The sequence below is a fragment of the Lactococcus sp. AK05 genome, from assembly GCF_041026685.1.
Taxonomy (GTDB): Bacteria; Bacillota; Bacilli; order Lactobacillales; family Streptococcaceae; genus Lactococcus; species Lactococcus lactis.
This window is the reverse complement of the sequence record NZ_JBFTEI010000003.1, coordinates 283,686-302,406: the sequence shown is the minus strand read 5'-3', so window position 1 is coordinate 302,406 and position 18,721 is coordinate 283,686. Positions and strand designations below refer to the sequence as shown.

Here is an 18,721-nt window from a genome sequence, read left to right as displayed (position 1 = left end):
CTCCTATTTTTAACAACAAGGCCTGTCAGTAATTTTTTATTTTCTGTCAGTAAAAAATTACTGACAAAATTATCTGATGATGTTAAATTTTTTATGTCTACATCTTTTTGGGTCTATTTATTGACCAACTTTCAATAAGCCTTGGGCTTTGTTTAAGGTTTCTTGATATTCATGTTCGGGTACTGAATCGTAAACAATTCCGGCTCCTGCTTGAACATGTGCTTTCTTGTCTTTCAAGACCATTGTCCGAATAGCAATTGCAAAATCGCAATTTCCATTTTTCGTTAGATAACCGATAGCTCCTCCATAAATTCCTCGTTTTTGCGTTTCAAATTCATAAATTCTTTGGTAGGCTCGATGCTTCGGTGCTCCTGATAGTGTCCCCGCTGGTAATGTGGCCCGTAAGGCATCCATAGCTGTAAATTCAGGACGAAGCTCGCCGGTCACTTCACTTGTAATATGCATGACATAGCGATATTTCTCAACTTTCATGAAAACAGGAACTTCGATTGAACCATATTTGGAGATTTTACCTATGTCATTTCGTCCTAAATCAACAAGCATTTTGTGTTCAGCGACTTCTTTGGGATCACTTTCTAAATCTTCAATAAGAGCTTGGTCTTCAAATTCAGTTTGCCCCCGTTTTCTTGTTCCGGCAATTGGATTGGTTGAAACTTGATTTCCATGAACAGCAACCAAACGCTCTGGTGAGCTGCCAATGACATGAAAATTATCGAATTCCATAAAGTACATATACGATGACGGATTTTCAACCCGAAGCTTTCTGTAATAATTAAAGGGGTTGTCAGTAAAATCGGCCGTTAAACGTTGTGATAAAACAATTTGGAACATGTCACCATTTCTGATAAGTTCCTTTGCTTTAGCAACTTTTTCTTCAAAAAGTTCTTGAGACATATTGCTGACGAAATTCATTTTACTTAATTCTGTCAGTTCATTTTCTGCTTCTGTCAGTAAAGATAATGACTCAATATTTGCTGACAGCGCGTTTTGTAGCTCTTTTTCTGAACGTTGACTGTAAGTATTGTCTTCAATAAAAATCAATTTTTCTCGTTTGTGGTCAAAAATTAGAGCTGATTCGTATAACATAAAATACATATCTGGTGTTCCAATCGAATCTTTCAGTTCAGGTTGAATGCCTTCAAAAATACCATAGGTATCAAATCCAGCATATCCAATCGCTCCACTTGTAAAAGGTAAGTCTAAATTTTCGTCAGTACTTTCTGGCTGACAAACTAATTTTTCCAGAAATTCCATTGGATTTTCATCGCTAATGATTTCGTCATTAACGCTTAAAATTCCGTCAGTAAATTTGATGTGCTTCACAGGATTTAACGCAATAATTGAAAAACGTGATTGGTCATTTTCTCTGGGAATGGATTCTAAAATTACTTTATTTTTCCCTTTCAGGCGAAGATAAACCGAAATTGGGGTCATGGTGTCTGCTGAAATCTCTTTAATTTTTCTCATGTTTTCTCTCTATCTATAGGTTTGAGGAAGTCTTTTCCATTGATACTGATTAGTTAAAATTTAAGCTTCGCCATCGTTGGTTCATTTTAGAAATCCTTTCAAAAAAATACAAAAAAGCCCGTAGAGTATCAAATACTCTACGGGCGTATGTCACGCGGTGCCACCGTAATTTAAGAGTCCCTAAAAGTATTACAAAAATACTAGAAAAACTCTTCTTTTCCTCGTCTAACAACAAGTCGCTTGGTATCGGGAGCATCCGTGATTTTTATTGTTTCAAATCAAATTGCGAAAAACAAATCGTTCTCGACTTTCAAATCAGCCCATTCGCTCTGATGAATTTATCTGCTCGCACAACCGCAGACTTCCTGAAAAAATTCTGATATAGAGTTACTTTTCTGATGTTGAAAATAATTGTAAAACTTTTTATGAGACTTGTCAAGGATTTAAAAATATTTTTTTAAAAAAATGAAGAAATTAGAGCTAAAATGGCTAAACCACCTTGAGTGAGAATAATCTTTTTATTACTTGTCAAAGAGCCATATAAAGCCACTAAAATAATATAAATAAGTAGTAATCTAACAATTTCAAGTGAAGCTGACGAAAAGAATATTGCATAAATTAATCCTAAACCAATCAAACCGTTATAAATCCCTTGATTTTTAAAAAGCGTTTGAACTGAAGAACGTTCTAGCTCCTCTTTTCCCATATTAAACACACGACTAGTTGTTTTTGAGCTTGTAGCAAAGGTTTCTAAATACATAATGTAGAAAAATTCCAAAGCAACCAAAAGCGATAGAATAATTGTTAAAACGGTCAAATTACTTCTCCTTTTTATTTAAAAGTAGTGATTTTATCAGCATTCATGCGGACAGATTCATAACCTTCTTCAACTGCTTTACCAATTGATAAAATCATAACTGGTACAAAACGTTCTTTGTCTAAATCAAAAGCTTCTGCTAATTGGTCTTTTTCAAAACCACCAATTGGATTTGTCTCATAACCGTGAGCTCTTGCCACCAACATCAATTGCATTGCTGCCAAACTTGAGTCAATTTTGACAACATCATTCATTTCTTGTTTAGAAAAGCTCTTGTAATAAGGGATAATTGCTTCGATTTGGTGGTCTCTGACATCTTGGGGCATTTTTCCTTCAGCAACTGCTTGGTCATAGATTTCTTCACCTAATTCATAATTAAGCATGTCACCAAAAATTAAAATCATGGCTGATGAAGTATCATTTTGACGTGTGTTAAAGCGAATTAAAGGTTTCAATTTTGCTTTTGATTCTTCGGTTTCAGCAATGATAAAACGCCAAGGTTGCATATTTACTGATGAAGGTGCAGCTGTTGCTTCTTGAATCATTTCAAGCATTTCTTCGTGAGAAATTTTGTAGTTTTCATCATAAAGTCTGACAGATTTTCTACCAAAAGTAATATCTGAGAAATCGTTATTTTTAAAGTTCTTATTCATTTTTTCTTCTTTCATTGTGTTAATTTTGTGAGTAGTTCTAAAAGTTGTTCTTCTTCTAAATCACTGAGCCCAATATTTAATATTTGTTGACTTTCATCTAAAGAATCATCATGTTTTTTTGCACAAAGTGCTAAATCATTTTTAGCTTTATCGGTAATTTCGACAAATACTTCTCGATTATTTTCTTTATTGCGCTCTCTTTTGACAAGATTTTTTTCTTCAAGTAATTTTAAATGTCTTGTTACAGCAGCACTATCAATTTTTAATTCATTTTGTAATTGACTTTGAGAGCAACGACCTTTACATTTTAAAATCATCATCAGTTGATAACGAGTAATACTATAACCCGTTGACTTCTCAAATTTTGCTGTCATTTCTTGATTTACAATTTTGAGCTGATAGAGTAATTGGCTGACTTTTTCAAGCTTCATAATTTATTTCTCCTTTCTTAATTGATTCGTCAATCGTTGATTAGTCAATTATAATATTAAAATAAATAAATTACAACTAAAAGAATTGAGAAATAAAAAAACTAGGATTCAACCTAGCATTTTTCCCAATATAATAACTCAAATATCACTAATCTTTCCATTTCTCGAATTTCTGTTTCACTAAAAAATAATTGCGTCAAAGCCGCTAATTCTGTATTTGAAAGGTCATCAGAGAAATAATCAGAGAAAAACTGTGAACTTACTTTTTCTGATAAAAAGAATCTAAATTTCTTACTTTTAAATTCCCAGCCTAATTCCTCTAACCATACCTTATAAAGCAACATCTGCGCTTCTTTATTCTGTTCTTGATTAGGCAAATACAATTGTTCGACCTGACTAAAGAGATTATCCTCATCAAAAATCAAACGTAAAATTCCAACATTTCCATTGGCAATCCGATTTAATTCTACTAAGGCTTCTTTTGACTCCAATGCAGGATTCATGGCTGAAAACACAAAATCATAAGTATTTTCTTTTGTATTCTTTAAAAATTTATTTTGTTCTTGATGCGTGAAAGTGATTTTATTTGAATCAGCTGACTTATTCTTGGCAAATTCTAACATTTTTGCTGACAGATCAACAAGATGATAGCTGTCAGTAAAATTTGAAAAGTGTGGAATATATTTACCTGTCCCACCAGCTAAATCTAAAAATTGACTTGTTGGTAAAAGTTTTTCAGTCACCAAAAATTCCTGTAATTGCTGACCAATATCAACCAAGCTTTCATTTTGAATTTCTTCATATTCTTGAGAAAACTCATCCCAATATTGTTCTAATTCTTTAGTATTATCATCCATTTGTCAGCCTCTTTCCCAATAATCATAAGTCCTATCTATAATTATAACAAAAGCTTTTAACTAAGCCTAAATTCATTAACCTAAAATCCGACCAATAAAATAATGAATAAAAATTGTCAGTAAACCAATAATAATATTTCTAAGAATTGCTTTAATTACCAAGCCATCCGAAAGCTTAGCACTAATCATTCCAGTTAAGGCCATTGCAAGCATTGTTGCAAAAATTGTTGCTGGAAATTGCCAAGCACCCTTAACTAAAATCATGGTTAGTAAAGGAAAAAGTCCACCAATCGTAAATGAAATTAATGATGAACCTGCCGCTTGCCAAGGATTCATATAATGTCCTAAAGCAATATCATATTTTACTGACAGAACAGTTTCCAAAGGTTTTCGAGCAAGTAATTCATTAGCAATTTCTGCTGAAGTTTCCGGACTGATTCCTTTTTCAATATAAAAATCTTTCACTGCTGCTTTTTGATTTTTAAAATCATCTTTCAGTAATATTTTTTCTTCTTGAACCACAACTTTCTCACTATCAGATTGAGAACTGACACTTGCATACTCACCAGAAGCCATTGAAAAAGCACCAGAAATCAAATTTGCCAAACTAGCAATCAGTAAAGCAAAGCTACTTCCAGAAGCTGCGGAAACCGAAAAGAGCACACCAACAACTGTAAGAATTCCATCATTTGAACCCAGGACTCCCGCACGGACACTATTTAATTTTTCATCTATTGTCATTGTTTGTTTTTTCATCACAAACCTCCTTGTTTAAAGAGCAAACCCACTACATAAGTAACAAGCATCGTTAAAATCCCAGCAATAATATTTCTAAAAGTTGCATGTTTTTTATCAGCACCATTTAAATAAGCCGCAGCATAACCTGTAAATCCTAGAGCGATTAGTACAGAAATAAATGTTGCCAAAGCACTCCAACTTTTAGGAATTAAAGAAATGGCTAGCATAGGCAAAAGCGCTCCAGTTGGAAATGAGAGCATTGAGGCAATTGCCGCTCCTTTAGCACTCAATTCTTGTCCAATTGTAAACCCGTGTCTTTCACGAACCGTTGTTGCTAAAGCATCCTTTTTCATCATCTCATCCGTTGCTTTATGAGCTAGTTCATTAGAAATCCCATCTGCTCTATATTTTTGATAAACAAAATCAAATTCATTTTGATAATTAGTAGCAAGTGCTACTTTTTGTTCTTGGATAATTTTTTCCTGAGCATCACGTTGCGAACTGACAGAAACATATTCTCCCATTGCCATACTGACCGTACCTGCTAAAGTTCCGGCAAAACCTGCCAGCAAAATTGTCCCAATATGAGAGGTTGCGCCAGAGACACCAATGACAATCCCTGCAATCGAAATAATTCCGTCATTTGCTCCCATAATACTTGCCCTGACAATATTATTTCTTTGAATTAAGTTATTTTTTTCTTTCATTATCTCACCCTTTTAGAATCATTCTAAACTATATTTTAGAATGATTCTAAACAAATGTCAAGTCATTGAAATGATTTTCTGTTGATGATATAATAAAATAAATAATAAAGATAGGAGTGCTGATTTTGGAACAAGACTTAAAAGAACTATTACAATCACATGGTTTAAAAGCCACACCACAGCGTCTCATTGTCTTAGAATACCTGATAAAACATCAAACTCACCCAACGGCAGAGCAAATTCACGAAGATTTGGAAAATATTAGCTTAGCAACGGTCTATAATACCCTTGATAAATTGGTTGATAGTGAGTTAGTGATTGCTATAAATGACGGTAGTAAAAGAAGATATGACTACTACGGAGAGCCTCATTATCATGTTGTCAATAAAACGACAGGTGAGATTATGAATGTAGATAATTTTGATTTTCGTCCCCTAATGGAGGCCGCTCGAAAAGCTAGTGGTCTTAATATTACTGGTTACAAAGTTGAAATTTATGGAGTTGAAGATTAAATTTATCAAAAATGCTAATGATAATCATTAGTGTTTTTTTGTTCTATTTTATTAATTAAGTAATTTTAATCTTACAATATAGTAAGTTTATTTTTGAAAAAAACTGATAAAATAGATTTGTTTAACAGGAAAGGAATAGAATTTTATGAAAAAAATATTAATTGGACTTGTGGCCTTGGTTTTTATTATTGGAGGTTCCGCTTTCGCTTGGTACAAGATAAATTATGGAGGAACAAATTATTATGTCCAAATCCATAATGACGGAAAAAAACTTGAGGAAAAAACGCAAAGCGGTTCGGTTTGGCATGGCTATGGTTATAAAGAAAAAGCCTACAACAATGCAGGACAAGAAAAAACACTAGAATTTACTGCCACGCATAACTTACGCCATGAAGCCTATTTGAAATTAACTTATAATAAACAAAAAGGAGTGACAAATTGGGAAGAAGTTAAAAAAACTGCAATCCCCAAAAAAGCTCTAGATAAATTATAAAAATTCCGTTCCTAAGCCAATTAGGAACTTTTTTCATTTAAAAGGATTAATGACTCGAGACTATTCAAACTTTCGGTAAATCTTTGATTAACATAAATCATCTATGTTAAACTATTAATAATACGAAGTATATAAAGTACTTAGAAATTGAGGATAAAATGACAAAAATAAAAAGTATCAAGTGTTGGTCTAATCATGACTAAATTTAAAGGAATTATTTACGCTTCTTTGGGAGCCGCCTTTTTTGGGATTAGTAGTATTATTGCTGGACTCCTCTTTAATCGTTGTTCTATTGAGCCAGGTTGGCTGGTTACCACGCGCATGCTCTTTTCAGGCTTGTTGTTACTTGCTTGGTTAGCAATTACTAAGCACAACATCTTTAGTGTCTGGTCTTCTGTAAAATCAAGTCTAAGAATTGTAGCTTTTGGGATTTTCGGAGTACTTTTTGCACAATCTTCTTTTCTATTATCTGTTTATTACGGAAATGCAGCTATTGCGACTATTTTACAATCTCTAGGTCCCTCCATCATTATTATTATTTTAGCTATCAAAAGTAAAGCAATTCCACGTCGTCTTGATATTATTGCCATTTTTCTTTCTTTAATTGGTGTCTTTCTGCTTGTGACTAATGGAAATATCGGAGAACTTAGTTTTTCAGCTTCTGCTCTTGTTTGGGGGCTTTTATCCGCCCTTGGTGTTTGTGCTTACACTCTTATTCCATGTCCACTTATCAAGGAACACTCTCCATTAAGTGTTGTTGCTTGGGCCTTATTAATTGGTGGTGTCATTTCTAATTTCTTACATCCAGTCACAAATTTACCTAAAAATTTTGATCAGACTGATTTACTTTTGGTCAGCCTCATCGTTGTTGTTGGAACGCTCTTAGCTTACTCTCTTTATATCAATAGTCTAAAATATACAGAACCTCATATTGTTGGTATGCTTGGAATGCTTGAACCTGTCACCGCTATTTTAATTTCCACTTTATTCCTAGGTGTTTCATTTTTAGGATTCCAACAGTTAGGTATTTTTGTCGTCTTTCTGTCGCTATTTCTCATAAATTTTCCAGCTAAGAAAAAATAAAAAAACAAAGCGTAAAAAATACGTTTTGTTTTTTTTAATATTATTTGAAAATATCTCTTATCTCTGGTTTAACTTGTGTTGTTCCCGGAATAAAGTGGATACTTTCAGTGCCTGCTTCTGCTGCTGTTTGATAGTACCAAATTTTCCATCTTAAAAAGGCCAAATTCATTTCTAAAACTTTAATTTTTTCTTCTAATTGCTCTTCGTGTGTTTTCATAAAATCTAAACGTTCATCAAGTGTTGAGTCGCCCTCCATACACCAATCAATAAATTGAGCAATATCTTTTATGGGTATGCCTGATTTTTTTAAACAATCAATGACTTCAATATAGCCAAGATCGTCATCTGTAAATTCTCTTCGACCAGCTTTATTTCTTTTAGCAAAAGGGAGCAAACCTTCCTTATCGTAATAACGTACAGCATCGTTAGAAACGTTTAATTTACGTGAAATATCGCCAATTGTATATTTTGTCATTCTTTCTCCTTGACATGGAGTTAACTCCATGTTGTATAATCAGTATATCAAAAAAATACTCTTAAGGAGAAATAAAATGTCTAAACCACTTATTGTTATAACAGGAGCAAGTTCAGGATTTGGTGCTGAAATTGCAAAATTATTTAATGCTGATGGATTCCCAATGTTGCTTTTAGGTCGTCGTACAGATAAAATCAAAGCCTTGCCCCTTGATTTTACGAATGTACTTGTGGAATCTGTAGATGTCACAGACAAAACATCATTTGAAAATGCAATTACTAAAGCTGAAGAAAAATATGGCAAAACTGATCTTCTAGTCAATAATGCAGGTGTCATGTTATTAGGAAATGTTCTTAATCAAGATCCAGCAGAATGGAAACAAATGATGGATACTAATGTTTTGGGTGTACTCAATGGAATGCAAATTGTACTTCCGCAAATGGTTGAACGCCAAGGAGGAACAGTAATTAATATGTCTTCTCTTGCTGGTAAAAAAACTTTTACCAATCACGCCGCTTATGTCGCTTCAAAATTTGGTGTTCATGGTTTAAGCGAAACTATCAGAGAGGAAGTTTCTGGTAAAAATGTTCGAATTTCACTTGTTGCACCTGGTGCTGCCGAAACAGAATTATTGACACATGTTACTGACGAAAGTGCCCTAAATGATTATAATCTTTGGAAAGAATCAATGGGTGGTACAACACTTGCTCCTGAAAGAGTTGCCCAAACCGTGAAATTCATTTATGATATGCCTCAAACGGTTAACATCAGAGAAATTGATATTGCTGCAACCAATCAAAATGCTTAATATTTAATAGCTTAGATAAAAAAAGACACTATTTTAAATTAGTGCCTTTTTTATTTGTGAAAAATTCAGAAAATTCTATCTTTTTGTTGACAAAATAATTTAAAAAATGTATCATGTAACAAAAAGTGACATAAAAATATCTATGTTATCAAAAAAATCACAAAGATATTTAAATATGCCATTTCTAAGAAAAGGGGATAAATTGATGAAAAAAATTATAATAACTAGCTTGTCTATTATCTGTATCTTGACCATTATTGTTATTTATCAAATTAGAAAACCAAAAAATCAACTCAATCTAATTATTTGGTCTTCTTATATGCCTCAATCCGTCCTTGATAATTATGAAAAGAAAACCGGAACTCATGTTAATATGACTACTTATTCTTCTCCTGATGAGATGATTGCCAAAGTTCGGGCAGTCTCTCCAGGAACTTATGACCTTGTTGTTGCTCCCGGAAATGACGTAGAAATTTTGAAAAAAGTTGGTTTGCTAGATAAATTAGACAAAAGTAAAATTCCTAATAGCAAAAACTATGCTAAAGATTGGCTAGGACTTTCTTATGATAAGAAGAACAACTATTCCTTACCTTATCTAGGTTCTTATTTGGCACTTGCCTATAACAAGAAAAAAGTTTCACCAATCAACAATTATTCTGATTTGCTTAATCAAAAGTTCAAAAATTCCGAGGTTGTTGTTTCCGATGCCCGAGCTGTGATTGATTCTGCTCTCATTAATTCTGATTTGAATGTTAATCAACTTACTAATGAAAATTTGAGAAGTGCAACTAATTTTCTAACAGCTTTACGTCCCAATATAGAAGCACTAGATTCAGATTCTCCTCATACATTATTGGCAAATGGCGAGGCTTCTGTCGGATTAGTCTATAATGCCGAAATAACAATGGCAAAAATGGCTAACAAAAACATTGTTGGCGTCTATCCAAGCTCTGGAATTGATTTACAAGTTGATAATTTTATGAAATTCAAAAATGCTAAAGGTGGGAAAAATGTCGAAAAGTTCATCAATTATGTAGAAAGTGCAAAAGTATTTTCTAGCATTGTCAAAGAATATCCCTATCTCAACCCCAACGAAGCAGCATGGACTTATCTTCCCATTTCTTGGAAAACTGACCCTATGAGAAATTTGACAGCTCAACAATTACAAAAGGCTCAAATGCCACTTGATATTGGAAGTAAAACAAGAGTTTTAGATAAAATGTGGAACAATTTTGTCAATCAATAAAGGCAACTATTATGTGTATTTAGATTAAACATATTTGATAGGAGAATACGATGAAAAAGCGGAAAAGGCAAAAAATACCCTGACTTATCTCGAAAAATCAGAACTAGAAATAAGAAATGAGGACAATAAAATGAAAAAAATGGAAATTACAATCCGTCCAGAATCACTTGAAAAATTAAAAGATATTCTTGCTAAAAATGGAGTGCATGGAATGACCGTCTACTCTGCAATGGGAGCAGGTAATCAAAATAGTGACGTCTCCAAAATTTTAGAATTAAGTGGCGGACAATTTCATGTCAATCTGTTACCCAAAATCGCTGTCATCACTTATATCGAAGATGAACGAGTCGAAAAACTTATCTCAGAAATTGTAGATGAACTCTCAACTGGAAATGTTGGTGACGGAAAAATTGCGGTCGTTCCACTTGAAACTATCGTTCGTATTCGAACTGGAGAAAGTGGTTCTAAAGCCTTATAGTATTTGAAAAGTGTCAGGAGGAAAATTATGGCATCAATCATAAAAATCCGTAATCTCGACAAGTACTACGGAAAAAATTATATTCTTAAAAATTTGGATTTGGACATCGAAGAAGGAGAATTCATCTCAATTCTTGGACCTTCTGGATCTGGAAAAACCACTCTTCTTCGGATGATTGCCGGATTTGAACAGCCAACGTCGGGTCAAATTTTTCTGGACGGAAAAGATATTGCAGGTGTGCCAGCTTATGAACGTGCGGTCAATACTGTCTTTCAACAATATGCACTATTTCCCAATTTGACAATCGCTGAAAATGTAGCTTTTGGTCTAACCTTGAAAAAAGTTCCTGAAGCTAAAAAAAGAAAACAGGTCTCCGAAATGCTTCATCTCGTCCAACTCTCTGGTTTTGAAAATAGAATGCCCAGTCAACTTTCAGGTGGGCAAAAACAGCGTGTTGCAATTGCTCGCGCCTTAATCAATGAACCAAAGGTCTTAATTTTAGATGAACCTTTATCGGCCCTTGATCGAAAGTTACGCAAATCAATGCAGCTTGAACTTCGTAAAATTCAAAAAAATCTTGGATTAACCTTTATTTTTGTCACACATGATCAAGAAGAGGCGATGACAATTTCTGACAGAATTGCTGTTATGAATGGCGGAATGATTGACCAAGTCGATTATCCTTATAAGATTTATGAAAAACCCGCAACTGAATTCGTATCAGATTTCATTGGTGAAAGCAATGTTTGGAATGGATTAGTTAAACGTATTGAAGATAAATTTGTTTATGTTGCTGTTGAAGCTGGCGAATTTATCATCCCAAGACCTGAAAACATTCGTGTAGGTGATTTAGTCTCCTTCGCCGTTCGTCCGGAATATATCGAACTTTCTCAAGACTCCGGTATCCCTGGCATTATTTCTGACCAAATTTTTGTCGGTGGGAGCACCCAATTGATGATTACAATTGCCAATGGTTATGTCCAAAAAACAATGACTGGTCATGTGGAAGACTACAAAACTGGCGAGACAGTTCTAGTTAATTTTAAACCTGAAAAAGTAGTAACTCTAAAAAATGAAGGTAATGATATCTATAATGCAATCTCCCACCCAGAATTTAACTTTCTAGGAGGTAATCTATTTGGTAGATAAATCTAGACTAAAAAAGCCTATTGATTGGTTTAAATATATTTTGATTCTACCTCTCATTGTTTGGCTTGGACTTTTCGTTGTTTTTCCTTTGTTAGATGTTGCAGTCATGTCTTTTATGAAATCAGGAACTTATGGTGGTGTGGAAGTTGGTTTTTCGCTAAATAATTATTTTAGCTTGCTGTCACCGCTCTATCTAAAAATTATCTTTCTCTCCTTTCTTTTAGCATTTGTTGTCACTGTGATTTCAGTTCTGATTGCCTACCCTTTTGCAATGTTTGTTTCAAAAAAATCTAATGCAAGTCTTTCTATTTTGACGGCTTTAATTACTACTCCTTTTATGATTTCATCCATTTTAAGACTTTACGCTTGGATTATGATTTTACGAACAAACGGAATTCTTAATTCTTCTCTTATGAAAGTTCATGTGATTGGTAAACCCCTCGATTTAGTTTACAACAACTTTGCTGTCGTTCTTGGTATGGTCTATACGCTGATTCCTTTCATGCTTTTACCTCTAATTTCTGGTTTTCGCAATGTCGATATAAGCTTGGTAGAAGCTACGCAGGATTTAGGGGGTAAAAAATTAGAAATATTTAAATATATCTATCTTCCGACTACCTTGCCCGCCGTATTTTCTGGCTCTATCATGGTTTTTATCCCCACCCTTGGTTATTTCTTCGTTTCAGATATTATGGGTGGTTCAAAATCTATTCTCATTGGGAATTTAGTCCGTGACCAATTTATTTCTGCACATAACTGGCCTTTTGGTTCAGCTTTGTCAGTTTCAATTATTGTTTTCACCTTCCTTGTTCTCTGGCTCTATAAGAGAATGGGTGGTTCCCTTGATGATTTAGGAGGTAACTAATATGAAAGAAAAAACTTGGTACAAATCCTTTTATATTTGGCTTGTTTTTATCTTTTTATATCTGCCAATTTTCGTTATGGTCTTCTTCTCCTTTAACCAATCACGGCAAAATATCTTTTTTACAGGCTTCACTATTGATTGGTACAAAACTTTATGGTCAAATCAAGCTTTGATTAACGGTCTGATGAATTCTTTGATTGTCGGAATATCAGCAACTTTTGTCGCCACAATTATCGGGACTCTGGGTGCTGTAGGTCTCGCTAAATATGATTTCGTAGGAAAATCATTGATCAATCAAATTCTTTATGTTCCAATAGTTATTCCAGAAGTCGTTTTAGGTATTTCCTTACTTTCGATTTTTGCCTTCTTTAATATTCCATTGGGACTTTCAACATTATTTATTGCTCATGTCACTTTTTCCGTTCCTTTTGTCCTTGTATCAGTCAGGGCCGGATTCACGGAGGAGACGCTCGCATTGGAAGAGGCGTCTATGGATTTAGGGGCAAATAAAGTAATTACTTTTAGCAAAGTAACAATTCCCGCTATTTGGCCTGCAATCATTTCTGGAGCTTTATTGGCTTTCACACTTTCACTAGATGATGTTATCATTTCCTTCTTTGTTGTTGGTCCTGACTCACAAACTCTTCCACTAGCCATTCTTAGTATGGTTAGAGTCGCAGTGACACCTGATGTCAACGCTCTAGCAACACTAATACTCATTGTTACTGTCCTTCTTATCTTTAGTAATACTGTCAGAAATGTCAGGAAGATACAGAAAAATAAACTGTGAGTACTAAAATATTCAAACATTTAAAACTTAGAAAAGAGAAAATTTATGTCACAAGAACAATTTAATTTCGATAAAGAAGCAACTATTGCAAAGCTTGATGAAGTGATCGGCTATATCAAAAAAGATAAGTTTGATAGCGAAACAATTAAAAAAATCACCGATGATACTCTTGAAGGATTTGATGATTATGTCAGTCCTGGCTGGCTAAAATATCGTAAATCTGTCTCAACTGATGCCGCCGTCCTTGAATGGCATGACGAAGGAAGTATCGATTATGGTTTAAATGATGAAGAATTCATTGACTTTTTAGGTGGATTTGGAATTTATACTTTCGGTCACCGTAATCAAGAAATTTTGGAAACGGTAGAAGCTCAATTAAAACACCAAGCACTCCATTCCCAAGAACTTCTTGATCCACTTCGCTCTTATCTTGCTAAGGCGGTCTCAGAAATTACTCCCGGCGATTTACAATACTCTTTCTTCACAAATGGTGGAGCCGAAGCTGTTGAAATGTCTTTGAAACTGGCACGTATCGCAACAGGTGGACGTTGGTATATTTCAACTGTGGGTGCCTTTCATGGAAAATCAATGGGAGCAATCTCAGTCGGTGGTAAAGGAAGCTATCGTGAACCTTACCTGCCAATGATTCAACAAGTGCAACACGTTGAATACGGAAATGCTGAAGATATGAGAAAAGCGATTGCTAATTTGCAAGAAGTCGGCGAAAAGGTAGCAGGAATTATCTTGGAGCCTGTCCAAGGGGAAGCAGGAATTAAATTACCACCTGAAGGCTATTTGCAAGAGGTGCGTAAAATTGCTGACGAATTTGGTGTAGCCTTAATTTTTGATGAAATTCAAACTGGAATGGGACGAACTGGAAAAATCTGGGCTTCGGAATGGTCTGGAGTTACCCCTGATATTATGACTTTTGGGAAATCATTTGGTGGTGGTATTATGCCAATTACAGGGATTGTTTTTACAAAGAAAATGTGGGTCCAACAGCTTATTGATAATCCTTGGCTCCTTGGCTCTCCAACTTTTGGTGGAAATCCACTGGCTTGTTCTGCTGCTCTTGCCGCAATTCGTTATATGATTAAATACGATATTCCTCAACAAGCTTTTGAAAAAGGAGAATATTTGATTCCAAAACTAAAAGAATATGCTAAAAAATATCCACAGCTTATTCAAGAAGTTCGCGGAATTGGGTTAATGATTGGTATTGAGTTCAATACAACCGATATTGGCTATGCTGTATCAAAAGGACTTTTTTCAAGAGGAGTGATGACCGCTGGAACTCTTGTTAATGCTAAAACAGTTCGAATGGAACCACCAGCAATCGTCACTTATGAACAAATTGATACTGTTTTAAAACGTTTTGGAGAAACACTTGAGGAAATTTCAAAAAAATTATGAAAATAATCCTTATCAAGTAAAAAGATACTAGTTAACTCTAGTATCTTTTTTAGCTATTTATTTCATATTTTATCTAGCAAATAAGCTCTGTCTTCAAAAATTATTATTTAGAAAATATTTTCTTAAAAAAATTAGGTCCTTTAGATTCTTTGGTTGCTTCAATTATATCATTTGCCATAAGTTCTGGTCTTATGTGATAACGATTGTAAAGTTCTTCTTTTGGAACAGCATCAATAAACTCAGTATCTGCACCATATACAAGTGTTTTTATCCCTTTACTTGCCAAATAGGTCGCCACTTTTTGACCAAATCCCCCATCTTTAGTGCCATCTTCAATCGTAACAAAGAGTCCATGAGTTTCAGATAATTTGTCTAAAGCAGCTACATCCAAAAGATTTGCAAAGAATGGATTTACAACCGTTGGATTAAATCCTGATTTTTCAAGTTCTTCTGCGACATTTTCAGCTTTTTCAAGCATTGCACCAAGTCCTAAGATTGCAACTTTTTCGCCAGACTTAACGACTTCATACTGAGGTTTGCTAAAATCAGTAATTTTTGTTGGGCGATTTTCCAAAGTATGCTCTGGCAAGTGTATAAATACTGGATGTTCATATTGATTATATGCCCAATTAAGCATTGCAAAAAGGTCTTCTTCACTTGTTGCTGCTAGGTCAATTACATTGGGAATATTTGATGTTTGACTATAAACAAAACTTCCTTGGTGAGTATCGTTTGTTCCGCCAATTTGACTATTACTGATAATAACAATTGCTGGTTCTTTATTCAGTGCCAAATCATGGTTAAGTTGGTCATAGGCACGTTGTAAGAAAGTTGCATTTTGGAAAATAATAGCTCGAGTTCCTGCTGCTGCGATTGCTCCACCAAGTGTCACTGTATATTGTTCAGCAATTCCTCCATCAACATAATTTTTTGGATGATTCTTAGCAAATTGTGACAGGCCAAAGAACATCGGAATTGCGGCATTAATGGCGATAAGATTGTCACCTTTGGCTAACTTTTCTTCCATAAAGTCAAGAAATACATTATTATAGCTGCGAACGATATTAGTTGAGCTATTGACTGGTTGACCTGTAGCAATATCAAAGGGTGCAAAGACTTGGTGCATTCCTTCTTTATTTTCAACTGCTGGTTTATAACCATGTCCTTTCTCTGTATGAATATGAAGAACAATTGGACGATTGATATCTTTTACTGATTCAAAAAGGGCAATCAAACTTTGGATATCATTTCCCTCCTCAAGGTAACGGTAATCAAGCCCAAATGATTTAAAAAGATTATTTGCTGAGGTTCCTTTACTTGCTCGCAGATCTGCAAGATGTTGATAGATTCCTCCATGATTTTCGGTGATGGCCATTTCATTATCATTTACTATAATAATAAGATTCCCGTTAAGTGTACCTGCGCCATCAAGTCCCTCAAATGCAAGTCCTCCTGAGAGTGCGCCATCACCAATGATGGCTACAATATTTTCATTTTTTCCTTGCATATCTCGAGCCAAGGCATATCCCATAGCTGTTGCAAAAGATGTAGATGTATGACCGACTCGAATAAAGTCATGTTCATTTTCTTCAGGGTCTGTATAGCCTGTTGTTCCAGAAAATTTGTCTTTGTCAGTAAAAAATTCTTTACGTCCTGTTAAAACTTTATGCGGATAGCTTTGATGACTAACGTCCCAAATTAATTTATCAACAGGTGAGTTAAAGACTTTATGTAAAGCAACAGTCATTTCTACCACACCAAGATTTGGTCCGAGATGACCTCCTGGATATTGACTGACACGATTAAGAATTGCATCACGTACATTTGTAGCGAGCTCTTCTAGTTCTAGCGCTGTAAGAGCCTTGATGTCTTTGGGGTCATTTATTTTGTCTAATACTGTCATAATTTTTTCTTCCTAGTTCTATTGAGATTATAAAGCTGCGAGTAAAATTTAATATTATTTAAGTTTAATAAGGTCATTTTTTAATAAGCTAATATAACATTAACGTTTACGTTTGTAAACGATAAAGAAATTATACTTTTTTATATTTTACTTGTCAAGAAATCTGTCATCTTTTTTAAAGAAAGTCTATAATATTATTTTGAGAAACGCATTGGACTGAAATAAAAAAAGACTAACGTAATTATTAGTCTTTTTCCTATTATCTTATAAATTGTCATCTATTTTTTCTAAGAGTCTCAAAAATTCAGCTTGTTCTTTCTCGGTCAAGGGTTCAATCAATTTCTTTTCAGATGCTTCAAATATTTGATTAATCTGATTAATAATTTTTAGTCCTTTGGGCAAAATATAGATATTTTTTTGACGTTCATTCTCTTTAGGAATTCGTCTTTCGATATATCCTTTTTTTTCCAAACCTTGGAGCATACTCGTAATACTTGCTCCTCGTCTATTAAATACTTCTGCTAAATCTTTTTGGATGAGACCTTTATCTTGATTTTCTGCAATATATGCGATTACTCTAGCTTGTTGATGATTCACTTCTAAATCTTTCATCATTTGACTAGAGGTCATCATTGATTTTTGTGAAATAGAACGAAATAAATTTGAATAGATTGTATTAGCCATTTGGAGGACTCCTCTTATTTGATTTGCTGTTTCTTATTTCTTAGTATAATGGTCTTTTATTCATTTGTCAATTTATAACAATTAGATATCTAACAGTTAGTTCTTTACTTTTTTATTTATTTGATTTATGATAATTCTTGTTAGTTAGAACTCTAACTATTTTTTAAAAAAAGGAGAATCAAATGTCTGAAAATTTAACAAGAGAATGGATTAATTTCTCAGACCAAAAACTGTTTGATAAAAGTTATCTCTCAAAAACATATCACATTCCGGAAGAGTTCTTATCGTATGCAACAGATAAAGATGAGAGTGCTCGAATAGAGATTGACGATGAAACTAAAAGTCTACTCATTATTTTTGATATGCCATTTGAAGATCAAACAGATGTGGCTTATTATTCATCGGGACCTATGAGTTTTATTGTAACAAAAGAGGTCATCATCACAAATATAGCGGATAAAAAGATGGCAACAATCTTGAAAAATTCAAAACTGCTTCATCAGTTAAATCCAAAACATAAAACTTCTTTTGTTCTTCATTTCATGTTAGCCATTGCCAAAATTTATGTCGATAAAATTAGAATTCTCAATCGTAAAAGAATATTAATTGAACAAACTTTGGGTAAGGCACCGAAAAATGAAGACTTGATTAATTTGATGAAAATTGAGCGAAGTTTAATTTATTTCATTATGTCCTTGAAATCAAATTCTTTAGTCATTTCTAAAATTAAAAGTGGTAAATATTTAATACTTTATGATGATGAAAAGGAACTTCTTGATGATTTAATGATTGAAGTTGACCAAGCTTTTGATATGTCTAATATTTCAAATAGGATTTTGAATGAGATGACTGATTCTTATGATTCAATCATTAACAATAATACAAATAGTGTCATGAAATTTTTGACCTCTTATTCAATTATTCTGACTATTCCTACCATCATTTTTAGTTTTTATGGTATGAATGTTCCTCTGCCCTTGACTAATCTCCCAAAAATATCTTGGGAAATCATATGTTTACTAGCCCTTTTCTTGTCAGTTTTACTGACTCTCTTCTTCGTCAAAAAAGATTATTTTTCTAAACGATAGTTTTGGGTTGACAAAACAAAAAATAAGTATTATGATATTCTAA

The 18,721-nt window shown here is 33.8% G+C and carries 21 protein-coding genes; 11 read left to right on the top strand and 10 right to left on the bottom strand.

Features of this window, described 5'->3' with window-relative positions:
• Positions 1-117: 117 nt before the first annotated feature.
• The 7 genes from trpE to AB6B24_RS08495 all read right to left on the bottom strand — a co-directional run bounded on the left by trpE (position 118) and on the right by AB6B24_RS08495 (position 5,691).
• Positions 118-1,488 (bottom strand): anthranilate synthase component I, encoded by a 1,371-nt coding sequence (gene trpE, locus AB6B24_RS08525; RefSeq protein ID WP_058219893.1) that lies wholly within the window; start codon positions 1,486-1,488, stop codon positions 118-120.
• Positions 1,489-1,945: 457 nt separating this feature from the next.
• A complete protein-coding gene (locus AB6B24_RS08520; protein WP_038600249.1) occupies positions 1,946-2,305 on the bottom strand; it encodes a DUF1304 domain-containing protein in 360 nt (119 codons plus the stop codon).
• 14 nt (positions 2,306-2,319) lie between these two features.
• The gene (locus AB6B24_RS08515; protein ID WP_038602791.1) at positions 2,320-2,958 is read right to left on the bottom strand and encodes a nitroreductase family protein; all 639 of its coding nucleotides are present in this window, start codon (positions 2,956-2,958) and stop codon (positions 2,320-2,322) included.
• Positions 2,959-2,969: 11 nt separating this feature from the next.
• Positions 2,970-3,389, bottom strand: coding sequence for a MarR family winged helix-turn-helix transcriptional regulator (locus tag AB6B24_RS08510; protein WP_003130420.1), 420 nt, complete (start codon positions 3,387-3,389; stop codon positions 2,970-2,972).
• Positions 3,390-3,502: 113 nt separating this feature from the next.
• A complete protein-coding gene (locus AB6B24_RS08505; protein ID WP_311803243.1) occupies positions 3,503-4,246 on the bottom strand; it encodes a class I SAM-dependent methyltransferase in 744 nt (247 codons plus the stop codon).
• Between the two features lie 75 nt (positions 4,247-4,321).
• Positions 4,322-5,002: a VIT family protein gene (locus AB6B24_RS08500; protein WP_311803241.1), complete on the bottom strand. Its 681-nt coding sequence runs from the start codon at positions 5,000-5,002 to the stop codon at positions 4,322-4,324.
• Positions 5,002-5,691 (bottom strand): VIT family protein, encoded by a 690-nt coding sequence (locus AB6B24_RS08495; RefSeq protein ID WP_003130417.1) that lies wholly within the window; start codon positions 5,689-5,691, stop codon positions 5,002-5,004. Before AB6B24_RS08495 ends, AB6B24_RS08500 begins: the two co-directional genes overlap by 1 nt.
• Before the next feature lie 125 nt (positions 5,692-5,816).
• Here AB6B24_RS08495 and AB6B24_RS08490 point away from each other — a divergent pair, with 125 nt between their 5' ends.
• From AB6B24_RS08490 to AB6B24_RS08480, 3 genes are all read left to right on the top strand, one after another.
• Positions 5,817-6,203 (top strand): Fur family transcriptional regulator, encoded by a 387-nt coding sequence (locus AB6B24_RS08490; RefSeq protein ID WP_010905993.1) that lies wholly within the window; start codon positions 5,817-5,819, stop codon positions 6,201-6,203.
• A gap of 145 nt (positions 6,204-6,348) precedes the next feature.
• The gene (locus AB6B24_RS08485; RefSeq protein ID WP_311803239.1) at positions 6,349-6,696 is read left to right on the top strand and encodes a YxeA family protein; all 348 of its coding nucleotides are present in this window, start codon (positions 6,349-6,351) and stop codon (positions 6,694-6,696) included.
• 195 nt (positions 6,697-6,891) lie between these two features.
• Entirely contained in the window at positions 6,892-7,779 is an 888-nt protein-coding gene (locus AB6B24_RS08480; protein ID WP_311803237.1) for an EamA family transporter, read from the top strand.
• Positions 7,780-7,819: 40 nt separating this feature from the next.
• Here the strand turns inward: AB6B24_RS08480 and AB6B24_RS08475 are convergent, their stop codons facing one another.
• Entirely contained in the window at positions 7,820-8,254 is a 435-nt protein-coding gene (locus AB6B24_RS08475) for a MerR family transcriptional regulator (RefSeq protein WP_010905994.1), read from the bottom strand.
• A gap of 76 nt (positions 8,255-8,330) precedes the next feature.
• On the opposite strand from AB6B24_RS08475, the gene AB6B24_RS08470 reads away from it, so the two are divergent.
• The 7 genes from AB6B24_RS08470 to AB6B24_RS08440 all read left to right on the top strand — a co-directional run bounded on the left by AB6B24_RS08470 (position 8,331) and on the right by AB6B24_RS08440 (position 15,003).
• The gene (locus tag AB6B24_RS08470; RefSeq protein ID WP_026138919.1) at positions 8,331-9,062 is read left to right on the top strand and encodes an SDR family oxidoreductase; all 732 of its coding nucleotides are present in this window, start codon (positions 8,331-8,333) and stop codon (positions 9,060-9,062) included.
• A 205-nt stretch (positions 9,063-9,267) separates the two neighbouring features.
• The gene (locus tag AB6B24_RS08465; protein WP_311803235.1) at positions 9,268-10,308 is read left to right on the top strand and encodes a spermidine/putrescine ABC transporter substrate-binding protein; all 1,041 of its coding nucleotides are present in this window, start codon (positions 9,268-9,270) and stop codon (positions 10,306-10,308) included.
• Positions 10,309-10,438: 130 nt separating this feature from the next.
• Positions 10,439-10,786 (top strand): P-II family nitrogen regulator, encoded by a 348-nt coding sequence (locus AB6B24_RS08460; protein ID WP_195935986.1) that lies wholly within the window; start codon positions 10,439-10,441, stop codon positions 10,784-10,786.
• Between the two features lie 27 nt (positions 10,787-10,813).
• Positions 10,814-11,935 carry an ABC transporter ATP-binding protein gene (locus tag AB6B24_RS08455; RefSeq protein WP_195935987.1) on the top strand — a complete coding sequence of 374 codons (1,122 nt, stop codon included), beginning with the start codon at positions 10,814-10,816 and terminating at the stop codon, positions 11,933-11,935.
• Complete coding sequence (locus AB6B24_RS08450) at positions 11,925-12,800, top strand: ABC transporter permease (RefSeq protein ID WP_195935988.1); 876 nt, start codon at positions 11,925-11,927, stop codon at positions 12,798-12,800. The genes AB6B24_RS08455 and AB6B24_RS08450 overlap by 11 nt, the downstream gene beginning before the upstream one ends.
• Position 12,801: 1 nt before the next feature.
• A complete protein-coding gene (locus tag AB6B24_RS08445) occupies positions 12,802-13,590 on the top strand; it encodes an ABC transporter permease (RefSeq protein WP_104141671.1) in 789 nt (262 codons plus the stop codon).
• 45 nt (positions 13,591-13,635) lie between these two features.
• Positions 13,636-15,003, top strand: a complete 1,368-nt coding sequence (locus tag AB6B24_RS08440) for a putrescine aminotransferase (RefSeq protein WP_195935989.1) — start codon at positions 13,636-13,638, stop codon at positions 15,001-15,003.
• A gap of 103 nt (positions 15,004-15,106) precedes the next feature.
• Here the strand turns inward: AB6B24_RS08440 and AB6B24_RS08435 are convergent, their stop codons facing one another.
• Both AB6B24_RS08435 and AB6B24_RS08430 read right to left on the bottom strand, forming a co-directional pair.
• Entirely contained in the window at positions 15,107-16,906 is a 1,800-nt protein-coding gene (locus tag AB6B24_RS08435; RefSeq protein WP_311803228.1) for a 1-deoxy-D-xylulose-5-phosphate synthase, read from the bottom strand.
• A 264-nt stretch (positions 16,907-17,170) separates the two neighbouring features.
• Positions 17,171-17,590 carry a MarR family winged helix-turn-helix transcriptional regulator gene (locus AB6B24_RS08430; protein ID WP_003130113.1) on the bottom strand — a complete coding sequence of 140 codons (420 nt, stop codon included), beginning with the start codon at positions 17,588-17,590 and terminating at the stop codon, positions 17,171-17,173.
• A gap of 182 nt (positions 17,591-17,772) precedes the next feature.
• Here AB6B24_RS08430 and AB6B24_RS08425 point away from each other — a divergent pair, with 182 nt between their 5' ends.
• Positions 17,773-18,678 (top strand): magnesium transporter CorA family protein, encoded by a 906-nt coding sequence (locus AB6B24_RS08425; protein WP_311803226.1) that lies wholly within the window; start codon positions 17,773-17,775, stop codon positions 18,676-18,678.
• The last annotated feature ends 43 nt before the right edge of the window (positions 18,679-18,721 follow it).

What these genes read in the sequence shown, in the direction of transcription:
- AB6B24_RS08440 (WP_195935989.1), top strand. Translation starts at nt 13,636, where the DNA reads ATGTCACAAGAACAATTTAATTTCGATAAAGAAGCAACTATTGCAAAG.
- AB6B24_RS08430 (WP_003130113.1), bottom strand. Translation starts at nt 17,590, where the DNA reads ATGGCTAATACAATCTATTCAAATTTATTTCGTTCTATTTCACAAAAA.
- AB6B24_RS08425 (WP_311803226.1), top strand. Translation starts at nt 17,773, where the DNA reads ATGTCTGAAAATTTAACAAGAGAATGGATTAATTTCTCAGACCAAAAA.
- AB6B24_RS08445 (WP_104141671.1), top strand. Translation starts at nt 12,802, where the DNA reads ATGAAAGAAAAAACTTGGTACAAATCCTTTTATATTTGGCTTGTTTTT.
- AB6B24_RS08510 (WP_003130420.1), bottom strand. Translation starts at nt 3,389, where the DNA reads ATGAAGCTTGAAAAAGTCAGCCAATTACTCTATCAGCTCAAAATTGTA.
- AB6B24_RS08475 (WP_010905994.1), bottom strand. Translation starts at nt 8,254, where the DNA reads ATGACAAAATATACAATTGGCGATATTTCACGTAAATTAAACGTTTCT.
- AB6B24_RS08515 (WP_038602791.1), bottom strand. Translation starts at nt 2,958, where the DNA reads ATGAATAAGAACTTTAAAAATAACGATTTCTCAGATATTACTTTTGGT.
- AB6B24_RS08500 (WP_311803241.1), bottom strand. Translation starts at nt 5,002, where the DNA reads ATGAAAAAACAAACAATGACAATAGATGAAAAATTAAATAGTGTCCGT.
- AB6B24_RS08470 (WP_026138919.1), top strand. Translation starts at nt 8,331, where the DNA reads ATGTCTAAACCACTTATTGTTATAACAGGAGCAAGTTCAGGATTTGGT.
- AB6B24_RS08485 (WP_311803239.1), top strand. Translation starts at nt 6,349, where the DNA reads ATGAAAAAAATATTAATTGGACTTGTGGCCTTGGTTTTTATTATTGGA.
- AB6B24_RS08435 (WP_311803228.1), bottom strand. Translation starts at nt 16,906, where the DNA reads ATGACAGTATTAGACAAAATAAATGACCCCAAAGACATCAAGGCTCTT.
- AB6B24_RS08480 (WP_311803237.1), top strand. Translation starts at nt 6,892, where the DNA reads ATGACTAAATTTAAAGGAATTATTTACGCTTCTTTGGGAGCCGCCTTT.
- AB6B24_RS08505 (WP_311803243.1), bottom strand. Translation starts at nt 4,246, where the DNA reads ATGGATGATAATACTAAAGAATTAGAACAATATTGGGATGAGTTTTCT.
- trpE (WP_058219893.1), bottom strand. Translation starts at nt 1,488, where the DNA reads ATGAGAAAAATTAAAGAGATTTCAGCAGACACCATGACCCCAATTTCG.
- AB6B24_RS08495 (WP_003130417.1), bottom strand. Translation starts at nt 5,691, where the DNA reads ATGAAAGAAAAAAATAACTTAATTCAAAGAAATAATATTGTCAGGGCA.
- AB6B24_RS08455 (WP_195935987.1), top strand. Translation starts at nt 10,814, where the DNA reads ATGGCATCAATCATAAAAATCCGTAATCTCGACAAGTACTACGGAAAA.
- AB6B24_RS08460 (WP_195935986.1), top strand. Translation starts at nt 10,439, where the DNA reads ATGAAAAAAATGGAAATTACAATCCGTCCAGAATCACTTGAAAAATTA.
- AB6B24_RS08465 (WP_311803235.1), top strand. Translation starts at nt 9,268, where the DNA reads ATGAAAAAAATTATAATAACTAGCTTGTCTATTATCTGTATCTTGACC.